Annotated in this window: 15 protein-coding genes; 5 read left to right on the plus strand and 10 right to left on the minus strand. The window is 37.5% G+C overall.

Translation table 11 applies throughout. From position 1 onward, the window contains the following. Positions 1-253 precede the first annotated feature (253 nt). Entirely contained in the window at positions 254-1,537 is a 1,284-nt protein-coding gene (locus tag EDC37_RS04950; RefSeq protein ID WP_243642171.1) for an MFS transporter, read from the minus strand. A 293-nt stretch (positions 1,538-1,830) separates the two neighbouring features. Between EDC37_RS04950 and EDC37_RS04955 the strand changes: the two genes are divergently transcribed. Together EDC37_RS04955 and EDC37_RS04960 are read left to right on the plus strand one after the other, a co-directional pair. Next, positions 1,831-2,511 carry a FadR/GntR family transcriptional regulator gene (locus tag EDC37_RS04955; RefSeq protein ID WP_132548523.1) on the plus strand — a complete coding sequence of 227 codons (681 nt, stop codon included), beginning with the start codon at positions 1,831-1,833 and terminating at the stop codon, positions 2,509-2,511. Between the two features lie 48 nt (positions 2,512-2,559). After that, positions 2,560-3,321 carry an SDR family oxidoreductase gene (locus EDC37_RS04960; protein ID WP_132548525.1) on the plus strand — a complete coding sequence of 254 codons (762 nt, stop codon included), beginning with the start codon at positions 2,560-2,562 and terminating at the stop codon, positions 3,319-3,321. A gap of 72 nt (positions 3,322-3,393) precedes the next feature. Here the strand turns inward: EDC37_RS04960 and EDC37_RS04965 are convergent, their stop codons facing one another. Further along, positions 3,394-4,074, minus strand: coding sequence for a FadR/GntR family transcriptional regulator (locus EDC37_RS04965; RefSeq protein ID WP_132548527.1), 681 nt, complete (start codon positions 4,072-4,074; stop codon positions 3,394-3,396). 373 nt (positions 4,075-4,447) lie between these two features. Between EDC37_RS04965 and EDC37_RS04970 the strand changes: the two genes are divergently transcribed. The 3 genes from EDC37_RS04970 to EDC37_RS04980 are packed head-to-tail and all read left to right on the plus strand — an operon-like array spanning position 4,448 to position 7,382. Next, positions 4,448-5,389, plus strand: a complete 942-nt coding sequence (locus tag EDC37_RS04970) for a sugar kinase (RefSeq protein WP_132548529.1) — start codon at positions 4,448-4,450, stop codon at positions 5,387-5,389. Between the two features lie 22 nt (positions 5,390-5,411). Next, on the plus strand, positions 5,412-6,383 hold the full coding sequence (locus tag EDC37_RS04975; protein WP_132548531.1) for a bifunctional 4-hydroxy-2-oxoglutarate aldolase/2-dehydro-3-deoxy-phosphogluconate aldolase: 972 nt from the start codon (positions 5,412-5,414) through the stop codon (positions 6,381-6,383). 48 nt (positions 6,384-6,431) lie between these two features. Then, complete coding sequence (locus tag EDC37_RS04980) at positions 6,432-7,382, plus strand: C-terminal binding protein (protein ID WP_196589806.1); 951 nt, start codon at positions 6,432-6,434, stop codon at positions 7,380-7,382. A gap of 89 nt (positions 7,383-7,471) precedes the next feature. Here EDC37_RS04980 and EDC37_RS04985 read toward each other — a convergent pair whose 3' ends face one another. The 8 genes from EDC37_RS04985 to EDC37_RS05020 all read right to left on the minus strand — a co-directional run. Beyond that, a complete protein-coding gene (locus EDC37_RS04985; RefSeq protein WP_132548533.1) occupies positions 7,472-7,894 on the minus strand; it encodes a universal stress protein in 423 nt (140 codons plus the stop codon). 187 nt (positions 7,895-8,081) lie between these two features. Beyond that, positions 8,082-8,522 (minus strand): tRNA adenosine(34) deaminase TadA, encoded by a 441-nt coding sequence (gene tadA, locus EDC37_RS04990; protein WP_330998873.1) that lies wholly within the window; start codon positions 8,520-8,522, stop codon positions 8,082-8,084. 7 nt (positions 8,523-8,529) lie between these two features. Beyond that, complete coding sequence (locus EDC37_RS04995; protein WP_132548537.1) at positions 8,530-8,730, minus strand: hypothetical protein; 201 nt, start codon at positions 8,728-8,730, stop codon at positions 8,530-8,532. Positions 8,731-8,898: 168 nt separating this feature from the next. Further along, entirely contained in the window at positions 8,899-9,378 is a 480-nt protein-coding gene (gene rlmH, locus EDC37_RS05000; protein WP_132548539.1) for a 23S rRNA (pseudouridine(1915)-N(3))-methyltransferase RlmH, read from the minus strand. Further along, the gene (locus tag EDC37_RS05005) at positions 9,375-10,502 is read right to left on the minus strand and encodes a S1C family serine protease (protein WP_132548541.1); all 1,128 of its coding nucleotides are present in this window, start codon (positions 10,500-10,502) and stop codon (positions 9,375-9,377) included. The genes rlmH and EDC37_RS05005 overlap by 4 nt, the downstream gene beginning before the upstream one ends. 71 nt (positions 10,503-10,573) lie before the next feature. Further along, positions 10,574-11,359, minus strand: coding sequence for an MBL fold metallo-hydrolase (locus EDC37_RS05010; protein WP_132548571.1), 786 nt, complete (start codon positions 11,357-11,359; stop codon positions 10,574-10,576). Between the two features lie 308 nt (positions 11,360-11,667). Next, positions 11,668-11,877 (minus strand): cold-shock protein, encoded by a 210-nt coding sequence (locus EDC37_RS05015; RefSeq protein ID WP_132548543.1) that lies wholly within the window; start codon positions 11,875-11,877, stop codon positions 11,668-11,670. A gap of 494 nt (positions 11,878-12,371) precedes the next feature. Then, positions 12,372-12,461, minus strand: a 90-nt coding sequence (locus EDC37_RS05020; RefSeq protein WP_132548545.1) for a zinc ribbon domain-containing protein, incomplete at its 5' end; no start/stop codon positions are given.

Here is a 12,461-nt window from a genome sequence, read left to right on the forward strand (position 1 = left end):
TTCCTTAGTCGTGGGAATAATAATATTTTAGTGGGAAATAAAAATAAGGCTGACACCAAAGTTAAAAAATTGCTTCATGTGACAGCCCCTTTTTATAACAAATCATAACAAGCATCAAAAAGGTGGGATGTTCATAGGTAATAAGCATCCCACCTTTTTCTACACCGCATATTAAAAATAACACGAGTCCAAACTTACTTTGGTATTTTATATAATTTTTTATAAATGTTCTCCCATGTTATCTCAATGTCCCTTATAATTCTTTGGGCATAATAGAAATCGGTTTTACCTCTTTTAGCCCACATCCGTATGTCAGTGCGCCAATGAAACACATGCCCCCGCATATAGCAAGAGCCAAAGAAAAATTACCATATTGTCCAATAATCACCCCTGTAATTATCGGGCTTAAAAATCCCCCTATATTCGAAATACAATTTTGCATTCCGCCTAACACAGAAGTCATATTACGCGGCGCCACATCTCCCGGCAAAGACCACTGTGAAGACGAAGCCCCAGCCATTCCAGCATAGCAAACGCACAACAACACAATACATAAATAATTATTTTCTATAAAACTTGCAAAAACTATCAATGCCCCTAACAGCATGCCTACAACAATACTTATTTTTCTTGATAATGTAAGATTATTATATTTAGCATAATAATAATCGGTAAACCAACCGCCTATATATTGGCCAATAATCCCACAAATAGGTGGCACCATTGCTGCCCACCCCATAGTCATCATTTGCATTCCGCGATCATGTACCAAATAAGTTGGGAACCATGTAACAAAAAAGTACATCGCATAATTATAGCAAAAAAGCCCAAAGCACATTGATTGCACGTTTCTATATTTAAATAATTTATACCATTTTATAGGTTTAGATTTATCAACTCCTTCTTTTTTAGCCTGATGTTCACGTATATATTTCAATTCTGCAGCGTTTATAAATTTGCTTCTTTCAGGATCTGTATATACAAAAAACCAGATAATGGCCCAAATTATGCCAATACCACCTATTATAATAAAAGGCATATGCCATCCATAATTCATTACAAACCAAGCTACTAGTGGCATAGCAAATGCTGTTCCGAACTTACTACCACTATCATACAGCGCGGTGACTTTGCCTCTTTCATGATCAGGAAACCATTTCGCAGTAATTCCTGCGTTACAAGGATATACTGCTGATTCTCCAAATCCCATAAACAGTCTAGCACCTATTAGCCCCGTAATACTTCTTGCACATGCGATAGCTATTGTTGATATCGACCACCATACTATAGATACCCCAACACAAATTTTCTGTCCAATTTTATCGCCAATCCAGCCAGACGGAATCTGCATTATTGCATAAGTAATGAAAAAGCTTGACATCACCAAACCCATTTCAGCAGGTGTTATATTTAAGTCGCTCATTATTTCCGGTGCCGCAGTAGACATAATCGTTCTATCTAAATAATTTATGATTATAGTAACCAGCATCATCACTGCAATCACATATCTAAAATGATATTTTTTTATAGTATTCACGCAAGTCCCTCTTTTCGATATAAATAATAACAAATACATTTTCCCCAATACTTCTGTTTTAAAATTCAGTATAATAGCTCGGTATATACATCAGATGATATTTAAATCATACATCGGATAAATACTTAAGTCAATAAAGGAATAAGAATACCATATCTGAAATATTTAGAACCTCTATAGCTGCTATAGGTATTTTTTAACTTATTTTTATCTTGAAATAATACTTGATATATGTTAATATGGACAAAATACATCAGATGTTTAATAAATAACAATAACAAGAGGTGAGATGTTTGAGTGCATCACTAGCTGAATCCGTGCAACAAGATATTATCAAGTTAATAACAACAAATGAGCTAAATCCTGGTGATAAGCTCCCTACAGAATACGAATTGGCCGACAAATTAAATGTGGGTCGCAGCACCATTCGTGAAGCGGTCAAAGCCTTAGCATCGCGTAATATACTAAAAATCAAGCAAGGATCAGGTACTTTTGTATCGCCTGGAATGGGTATAACAAAAGATCCACTAGGGTTATCACTCATTTGTAATGATGTTAATCTGGCTTTTGATATGATAAATGTGCGAATAATATTTGAACCAGAAATGGCAGCGTTAGCCGCTATAAATGCTACTAAAGACGATTGTATGAAAATAGGCACAGCCTGTACCATTGTAGAAGATTTGATTAAAAATAATGAAGAATATAGTAAAGCGGATAGTAGTTTTCATGAAGCTATCGCTCGTGCTAGTGGCAATAAGATAATTAACAGAATCGTAAAAGTTATTCACTCCTCTATCCAAAAGAATATTTTTGTAACAGAAGATTCCCTGAGGAATGACACCTTAATCTATCATCGGCAAATAGTCAATGCTATAAAAGAACACGATGTAACCGGTGCACGATGTGGCATGATAATGCATTTGAACAATTTACGTAATTTTATGACGATAAAGAAACGTGAAACACGATAAAGATTTTTGCACTTGTGTATAATCTGTTTAATGAAAAGAGGAAAAAATATGTTGGATATATTTAATTTAAATGGTAAAAAGGCTATTGTCACAGGTGGTGGACGTGGCCTAGGCAAAGGCATGGCAGAAGGGCTCTGTGAAGCTGGCGCAGAAGTAGTATTAATAGGTTCTAGCGACAGCGCAGTAAAAACAGCCGATGAGTTTAACCAAAAAAAATATAAAGCTTTTGCCGTAAAAGGAAATTTAGCGGAGCAAGAACAAATACCGGTTATATTTGAAAAAGCACTCGCCCTGCTTGATGGAAAAGTAGATATTTTAATCAATAATGCAGGATTGCAGAGCAGACACAAATGTGAAGAATTTCCATTAGCCGATTGGAATAGGGTCTTGCAAGTAAATTTGAATACAGTATTTACCTTATGCCAACTTGCCGGTAGAAAAATGTTAGAAGAAGGCTATGGTAAAATAATCAACATGGCATCCATGCTCAGCTTTTTCGGTGGTTTTACTGTGCCTGCGTACGCAGCCAGCAAAGGTGGCGTTGCACAACTCACAAAGGCACTATCCAATGAATGGGCTAAAAGGAATGTCCACGTAAACGCAATAGCTCCAGGTTATATGGATACCGAAATGAATGTTAATCTTGTAAATGATTCCAAGCGGAACAAGGAAATCCTAGAACGTATTCCTGCGGGTCGCTGGGGTACGCCAGCAGACATGAAAGGTCTGGCCGTCTTTTTAGCTTCACCGGCTTCAGATTATATAAACGGTGCAGTAATTCCTATTGACGGTGGTTATTTAGGAAAATAAAAAGAAGGTGTGCTATGGGGATTTCCCTGAGCACACCTTCTTTTCCAACAATAATGTAAACGCTATACAAAGTTAAACCTGTAGATCATAATTTTTTAGTAGAAACTCTCTTTGGGCATTTAAGTGCAGTATCATACCATTTTTTGCTCCTGCTGAATCTCCTATAGCTATTGCTTTGGCAATTTGTCGATGCGCTGTTATCGTTTCCTTGCAAAGAGAGTTATCCGTAACAAAAATATTTTTCTTTATAGAAGAATGAATAATCTGTGTTATTTTATAAATAATCTTATTTCCGCTGGCATTAGCAATAGCCGAATGAAAAAGACTATCTTCATCATCGTAATTCTCTCCTGCTTTTATCAATTTTTCAACTTCTAAGCATAATTCATTGATATGCTTGAGATTCTTTAATGTAGCTTTTTGTGCGGCCATTGCTGCTATTTCTGGTTCAAATATAAGTCGTACTGTAATCATGTCAAAAATAGTAGAAATATCGTCGCCCATAATGCCCAGCCCTAGCGGATCATTGCTTATCCCTTGCTTTTGGGAAACAAAGGTACCCGCTCCTTGGCGAATTATCAATAGATTTTGGGCAGATAAAGCTTTTAAAGCTTCCCGAACAGTACTATGTCCCACCTTAAATTTTGCTGATAAACTATCAACCGTTGGTAATTTATCACCGGGCTGCATATTTTTATCTTTTAAAAGATCCAAAATATTATTTATTGTTATATTTACAAGTGAAGGTCTCATATAATCCCGTCCTCAATATAAAAAAGATTATGTAATTACGTCGTTGCAATAGCTTCCCTGCTAATATCTTTCTGAAAATATTACCTAAGTTTTCCCATACAGTGATTTAATATATTCATCATATGTATACATTATAGTAACAATAGAAGATTTATTCATAATAACATAAAATAACTATAGGTACAACTAACAAAATACTTACTTGCAAAAGTACAGTTATATATTAGTATAGATAAATTTGCCATTGGCACTATATAAAACAAGGTTTCAATCATATGTCTTATTGACTTTTATACTCGTGGGATGTATTATAATATTCATCTGATGATTATAAAAAGAATAGATAATTTTTTTCTAATAGGGGTGATGTTTAATGTCTGATGGATTAATTTTAGCTGGTGAACCTATGGGCCTGCTTATTGCACAAAGTGAAGGTCCGCTAGACAGTGTCTCTGGTTATTCGCTGGCGGTAGCCGGTGCAGAATTTAATGTAGCTGTTGGTACTGCACGATTACATCATCAGGTTACATATATGACAAAGTTGGGAAATGATCCTTTTGGTAAACGCATAATAAGGGTGTTGAATGAAAATAAGATAGGCAATGAATTTGTCAGCTTTTCAGATACGCATAAAACCGGTTTTATGCTTAAAGGAAGAGTCAGCAAAGGTGACCCTGATATTTTTTATTTTCGCGCAGGTTCAGCAGCATCTACCCTTTCAACTGCTGACGTAGAAAAAATTGATATGAAGAATTATTCTTATATACATTTAACCGGTATTCTGCCAGCTTTATCTGAAGATACTCGAAAAGCCGTATACATGATGTTTGATAAGGCCCGTGCAGCTGGCCTGACAATAAGTTTTGACCCAAATCTACGTCCCCAGCTCTGGCCGTCTGAAAATATAATGCGCAAAACTGTTAATGACATGGCTTCTCGTGCTGACATTGTTCTGCCGGGAACAGCTGAAGGCAAAATATTAATGGGCAGTGCTGACCCGAAAGAAATAAACGCTTTTTACCGGAACAATGGTGCAAAAACTGTTGTAACAAAATGCGGCGCTGAAGGTGCATTTGTAACAACCGATAAAGAAGAATATATGGTCCAAGGTTATAAAGTAGAAAAAGTAGTTGATACAGTAGGTGCTGGTGATGGCTTTGCTGTAGGCATAATTACCGGTCTTATGGAAAACTTACCACTCAAAGAAGCCGTTAAACGAGGAAATGCTATCGGTGCTATTCAAGTGATGAGCAGAGGCGATAATGAAGGTTTACCTTCTACCGATGAATTGACAAAATTCATGGCACAAAAATAATTGCAATAGGAGAGATAAGAAAATGACTAGTAAAAACATGCAGGATATTTTTGATATTGGACTTGTTCCACTTATATCGCTCAACGATGCAAATGATGCGGTTCCCCTTGCACGAGCTCTCGTAAAAGGCGGCATTCCCGTTGCTGAAGTGACTTTTCGCACAGCTGCCGGGCTTGATTCTATTAAGAAAATGGCCGCAGAAGTACCGGATATTATTGTTGGTGCAGGGACAGTGCATGATGTCGAACATGCTAAGCAAGCTGTAGCTGCAGGTGCAAAATTCATTGTTACCCCCGGTTTCAATCTTCCTGTAGTAAAATGGTGCCTCGATAATAACATTGATATCATTCCGGGAACAGCTTCCCCTGCTGACATAGAAGCTGCGCTGTCTTTAGGATTTAATGTTTGTAAGTTTTTCCCCGCAGAAGCTTATGGTGGCGTGAAAACCTTGAAAGCGCTCTCCGGTCCATTTGCAGGAATAAAGTTTATGCCTACCGGTGGGGTAAACGAAGAAAATATGTTGGAATACCTTACGTTGCCTAATGTCGCAGCAATAGGCGGCAGCTTTATGGCACCATCCTCTTTAATAAAAGAAAAAGCTTGGGATAAAATAGCACAAACCTGCCAGCATATATTTGGAAAGATGCTTGGCTTTGAATTGGCACATGTAGGCATAAATTGCGAAAATGCAGCTCAGGCTAATTCAGTAACCAGCAGATTATCAGAACTTTTCCTAAAGGAAAAAATTGAATATGAAGGTGCTTATTTTGCGGGCACTATTGCCGAAGTGGTAAAATCACCATTTCTGGGAAAAAATGGCCATATTTGTATAGATACTAATGATATGGTACGGGCAGTCGCTTATTTTAAACGCCAAGGCGTAAAATTTAATGATGATACGTGGATAAAGGATGAAACAGGAAAACCTAAAGTAGTTTATTTAGCAGAAGAAATAGGTGGTTTCTGCGTTCATTTGCGGCAAAAAGCAAAATAATCGTTATAAATGTAGATGTATATAGATCTTTAATTTTTTGGAGATGATATGATGAAGGCCATTATAACCGACTGTGATCATGAAAATATTAATATCGAAACAGCTATTTTTAATAAAGCGGGTATCCCATTTGAATTAAAACAGTGCCATACAGAAGATGACATAATAAATGAATGTAAAAATGCCCAAGCATTTATTGTACAATATGCGCCTATTACAAAAAAGGTAATGGAACATTTGCCAGAATTAAAAATGATAGTACGTTACGGTGTAGGCGTTGATAACGTTGATATACCAGAAGCAACAAAGCGGGGCATACAGGTATGTAATGTACCTGACTACGGCATGAATGAAGTTGCCGACCATGCCCTCGCACTGATGATGGCGTTTACACGCAAAATAGTCTTGATGAATGATTTTACCAAAAACCAAAAATGGGATTACGTCCGCAGCATTCCAATCCACAGGGCATCCAGCCAAACGGTCGGCGTGGTGGGACTAGGGCGTATTGGTAAGAATTTTGCCATTAAAGCGCATGCACTTGGTTATAACATTATCGGCTTTGATCCTTATTATAAGGAAAGTAAAGAAACAGCATTTATCAAAGCTCTTCCATTAGAAGAAGTTATTATGCAGGCAGATATTATTTCTCTGCATATTCCGGCTGACGGCAATAAAAATTTATTCAATAAAGACGTATTTAAGAAAATGAAAAAAACAGCTATCCTGTTAAATGTAGCTCGTGGCGGTATTATCAACGAAGACGACCTTTATGATGCACTAAAAAGCGGTGAAATTGGCGGTGCCGGTATCGATTGTGTAGCAAATGAACCGATGAACCCCGGTAATAAGCTTTTTAAATTAGATAATTATATAGCAACTCCGCATATGGCTTGGTACTCTGAAGAATCCGCACAGGAACTCAACCGTAAAGTTGCAGAAGAAGCTGTAAGATTCTTAAAAGGAGAAAAAGTTCATTATCCGATAAATAAACTTTAATTGTAAATTATAACCAAATACAACTAAAAAAACTCTTTTTCATCAAACGATAAACACGTCTGATGAAAAAGAGCTTTTCATTTTATAACTTATTTAGCAATAACGACCGGGCATTTAGCGTTTTCTACAACATACTGGCTCACGCTGCCAAGAAGAACACCTTTGACTACGCCAAGACCGCGGCTGCCCATTACGATCATGTCATTTTTATTTTCCTGCACAAACTCAAGAATAGTAACTGCAGGAGATCCTGTTTCAGAAAATGCTTCCGCCTGCATACCATGAGGAACCTTTTCCAATGCCTTATCTAAAACTGAATCGCCAGCTTTAGTAACTGCATCTAAAATAGCATCAGACAAACATGCATTAATAGCCAACTGGTTAATATTGGCTATATAAAGGAAATTTACCTTTGCCTTATAAACCTGCGCCAAGCTGATAGCAAAATCGACTGCTTTGTCAGATCCCTTCGAACCATCTACCGGAACAAGAATTGTTTTTATATCAGTCATACAAATTCCTCCACATCTTCATATCATTCATGATTATAATATAATTAATGTTGCTTGTCCAGAAAAGGCTTTGCCCGTCTAACATAGTCTTCTTAAGGATAAGCCGATAAAGCACTGGTTAAAAGCCAAGCAAAACATAATGTATAAAGAAGAAACCTGTCTTTTACTTCGAAGAAAAAACCTTTCTTTAAGTACCCCGTCTAGCAGCAAAAAAATTCCGCAAGAGACTTTTGCATTCATCCTCTAAAACACCGCCGCGTATTTCTATCCGGTTTTTTATCCCTGGATGTGACAATATTGCAAACAACGACTCCACAGCGCCTATACGCGCGTCTGGTGCGCCATACACCAATCGGCCAATATGGCTTAAGTGGATAGCCCCAGCACACATGGGGCAAGGCTCAAGTGTCACATACAACGTCATATCTGCAAGACGACGACGTGAGAGTTTAGCACAAGCTGCTCTTATTGCGACGATCTCGGCATGGGCAGTAGCGTCATGTGAATGTTCCTGTATATTGTGGGCTTTAGCTATTATCTGCCCATTCTTGTTAACAATAATGGCGCCAACGGGTACTTCATTTGCTTTAAATGCTTTTCGTGCTTCAACTAGTGCAACCTTCATCATTTTTTGGTCACCGGATTCGGGCATTTATTTCTACCTTGTAGGCATCATTTTGCGCCTTATCCATAGCTGTATGCAATACTTTATTGAATACAGGAGGCTTTTCCTTCTTCTTTTTATTCGAACCATTATTCTGCATATCTGCCCGAGAATACAAATAATTTATCATTACATTACTAGTCCTTGCGATTTTTTCAATACGTGGTACCATAAAAAGCCCTCCTTTTTCAAGTAAATTGCAATATACAACCAAATAGATAAGACACAACATCTCTTATTTATATTATATCGTAATATTTATAAAGTTTCACTTACTATTTATGATTTTTATTATTTAAGTACACGATTACAATTTCTTAGTATTTTCTAATTTAATGAATCACCAATGATATGGTTCCCCACGATTTATTTTAAAAGCGCGATATATTTGCTCAACAAGCAATAGTTTTACCATCTGGTGAGTGAACGTCATTCGCGAAAAACTTATGAGTAAATCCGCTTTTTTTCGCAGATCAGCCGACAGGCCAAATGTGCCACCAATTACAAAAGCCAAATTACTCTTCCCCGACAAAGCCAATACCCGAATTTTTTCTGCCAAGTCTTCTGAAGAGAGCTGTTTCCCATATACATCAAGTACAAATAAAAAACTGTCGACTGGAACTTGCTTGAGCAACCTACTGCCTTCAATTGTCAAAATTTTTTCTTTTTCCCTCGCTGATGGAGAATCGGGCATTTTCTCTTCACTTATTTCGACAATATTAAGCTGCGCGAAAGGACGCAACCGTTTTACAAATTCAGTTATCCCTTCGCGCAGATAGTTTTCCTTTAATTTACCGGCACTGACAATAGTTATTTTCATTGGCTCTGGCTCGGCATTTCCTGCAAAACAGCCGATACAGTTATTGATTCACCATTTCTTATAATAACCAAAGAAACTTTGTCATTTATTTTATGTGCGGAAATAGCATCACGCAGATCATTGACATTATTTATATCTTTGTCATCTATTTTAACAATAATATCCCCACGTTGTATACCGGCAGCCGCCGCTGAACCATTTTCCGCCACTTGGGCAACATATACACCTTTATCGATATTAAGTAAGTACCCGTTTTTAGCCGCTGTATCCTTGTCAAAAATGCCAACGCCTAAATATGGTCTTGAAACTCGTCCATTAGCGATAAGTTGATCAATTATAGGTTGAACTGTATTTATCGGTATTGCAAACCCCATACCTTCAACACCATTCGCCGCTAATTTAGCACTATTTATACCTATTACAAGCCCATCCGCGTTGACAAGTGCTCCGCCTGAATTACCAGGGTTAATTGCTGCATCTGTTTGTAATAATTTTACACGTCCTTCTCCTATATCGAGGGTACGGTTCAAAGCACTTATAACACCAGCCGTGACACTGCCCTGAAATTCAAGTCCCATCGGATTGCCTATAGCAATTGCCGGTTCACCGACCATTATATCATCCGAATTACCAAACTTCGCTACAGGCAGGTCAGTAGCATCTATTTTTACTACAGCTATATCAGTTACCGGATCACTGCCTACTAGCTTTCCAGGTAAGCTGCGTCCATCTGCCAGTGAAACCGTTATTTCCTTAGCCCCATCTATGACGTGATTATTAGTTACAATATAACCATCACTTTTGAAAATCACGCCTGAGCCAACGCCTTGATTTACTTCAACCTGATTATTGAACCAATCCCGAGCCACCGCCTTATTAGTTATACCAACAATAGCAGGGCCAACAGCTTTAGCCGCACGTACGATAGGTGTGTTTCTCGCATCAGAAACAGGTTCTGATGGTGTTTTTGCAGCTAAGGCAGTACTACTGCTCGATGACGGAGTATTGTTAGCAGGCCCTGCTGTTGAGCAACCAGAAGCTAAAAATATCGCTACGACAGAAATACCTGCCAAAAAAATAACAAAACGAGGAAAACACAATTTGTATTTTAGAAATTTTTTCATACTTACGCATCCTTTCGATATTGTTTTCACTACTTAAAAACATTGTCGTCTATATTAAGCGGAAAGCAATATTAAATAAACTTATTTGCTGGCAAAGTGACTGTTTCATTTTGTTTGGCAAACTGGAGTGTCATATCTTCCCCTGGATTTATACCCTGCTGTTTAATGATTTGAGTAATAGTTTGCTTAGCGACCGCAGGACAATTATTTTCTTCACTCATATGTGCCAAAAAAACATATGGATTATGTTTCTTCATGCGCACCAAGGCCCAAGCAGCATCACTATTCGATAAATGCCCACGATTGCTCATTATACGTTGTTTTAGGGACCATGGATAATTTCCCTCACGCAACATTTTTTGATCATGGTTAGCTTCTAAAATGAGTACATCCGACTCATCAATAGCTTCTTGTACTGTACTCGTAACAAATCCCAAATCTGTTGCTACTGTACATTTCTGCTGTTTGCCATGAACACTATAACCAACTGGATCTGCAGCATCATGGGATGTATTAAAAGCATCAATGGATAGACTGCCTATTTGAAAATTATCTTTTATTGGATGAAGACATTCCATGGACAATTTCTCCAAACAGTACATCGCCTTAAATGTAGCTGCACGTGAATAGATTGGAATATTATATTTTTTACAAAGTGTCGGCAAACCATTAATGTGGTCACGGTGTTCATGCGTGATAATAATCCCATCAATATTATTGATATCTACACCAATGCCGAGTAAAGATTTACTTATTCGCCGTGCACTTATCCCCGCATCTATCAGCAGCCGTGTGTTATTTATTTCAACAAAAATAGAATTACCCTTACTACCGCTGGCTAAAACAGAAACATGCACATTTTTTCTTCCCTTCATGAGGTTTATAATTGCTATAAAGAAAGCAGCTAGTGAATTATTAAGGAAATCGGAGAATGCAATATATACTAAGTAAAATATCAGGACATCAACGACTTTCTAAACAATTATAGCACCAGCAAAGACTGTACGGCAATCGGCCAAAAGGAATAATATCATCAAAAGTTTCTGCTAAAGTGTTTTAAATAATAGCAGTAAATTATGACGAAATTATGACAATATAATGATATAAAAAAAATATCACCCTACATAAATGTAGGGTGACACTCGATTTGTATTCCTATATATAATTAGGCAACGCAAACATTAACAGCACGCATTTTGCTGCTGTCACGGCTATCGGGTTCAGCGTCGAAAGTTACTTTCTGGCCTTCTTCAAGGGTTTTGTAGCCATCAGCCTGAATAGCGGAAAAATGTACGAATAAATCTCCACTTCCATCATCGTTAGTGATGAAGCCATAGCCTTTACCAGCGTTAAACCATTTAACTGTTCCTGTCATTATGTGAGTCCTCCTGAGAATTAAAAAAATATTTTATTCAACAAAATCAACTAAAAACACATGCTCTTGTAAAACATCGAATTGAACCAATCAATGACTTACAAGAGCATGTGAGTCTATCGCCAATCTCTGAATACTTTTTTACTATATCATGCGAACCTAAAATTGTCAAATAAATATTTGCTCTTTTAGCTCTTTTTTATCCTTTATTTGTAAAATCGTTAAAATATATTGTATATTTTATTCTTAATCCAGTATTTCCCTTTGTATAAGCATATTAAATTGGACAAAAAAAGAGCGTGGTTCCCGCTAATTATAAAGGGAGCCACGTTTTCTTAAACACTTATTACTATAGTGAACGTACCCCCGCCTAAAGAGGCGAGAGCTTCCTGATTCTACGAGAACAGCACTGCAATTCCGAGAAACTGCGGCGACTTACACTCTCTCCACAGGCGTAGATTTCCGTGCGACCCACGGTATTTTTACGAATTTCGTCAGGCAGACATTCGCCTGGCTTCTTCCCGAATATTTATGGCAGCGTTCTTATCCCGGTTATGGTGACTGCCACAATTAGGGCAATCCCA

Origin of the sequence: Pectinatus cerevisiiphilus, from assembly GCF_004341685.1 — a bacterium.
GTDB lineage: Bacteria > Bacillota > Negativicutes > Selenomonadales > Selenomonadaceae > Pectinatus > Pectinatus cerevisiiphilus.

Coding starts and splice junctions, on each gene's coding strand:
- EDC37_RS04960 (WP_132548525.1), top strand. CDS start 2,560: ATGTTGGATATATTTAATTTAAATGGTAAAAAGGCTATTGTCACAGGT.
- EDC37_RS05015 (WP_132548543.1), bottom strand. CDS start 11,877: ATGACAGGAACAGTTAAATGGTTTAACGCTGGTAAAGGCTATGGCTTC.
- EDC37_RS05005 (WP_132548541.1), bottom strand. CDS start 10,502: ATGAAAAAATTTCTAAAATACAAATTGTGTTTTCCTCGTTTTGTTATT.
- EDC37_RS04985 (WP_132548533.1), bottom strand. CDS start 7,894: ATGACTGATATAAAAACAATTCTTGTTCCGGTAGATGGTTCGAAGGGA.
- EDC37_RS04965 (WP_132548527.1), bottom strand. CDS start 4,074: ATGAGACCTTCACTTGTAAATATAACAATAAATAATATTTTGGATCTT.
- EDC37_RS04975 (WP_132548531.1), top strand. CDS start 5,412: ATGACTAGTAAAAACATGCAGGATATTTTTGATATTGGACTTGTTCCA.
- EDC37_RS04970 (WP_132548529.1), top strand. CDS start 4,448: ATGTCTGATGGATTAATTTTAGCTGGTGAACCTATGGGCCTGCTTATT.
- rlmH (WP_132548539.1), bottom strand. CDS start 9,378: ATGAAAATAACTATTGTCAGTGCCGGTAAATTAAAGGAAAACTATCTG.
- EDC37_RS04980 (WP_196589806.1), top strand. CDS start 6,432: ATGATGAAGGCCATTATAACCGACTGTGATCATGAAAATATTAATATC.
- tadA (WP_330998873.1), bottom strand. CDS start 8,522: ATGATGAAGGTTGCACTAGTTGAAGCACGAAAAGCATTTAAAGCAAAT.
- EDC37_RS04995 (WP_132548537.1), bottom strand. CDS start 8,730: ATGGTACCACGTATTGAAAAAATCGCAAGGACTAGTAATGTAATGATA.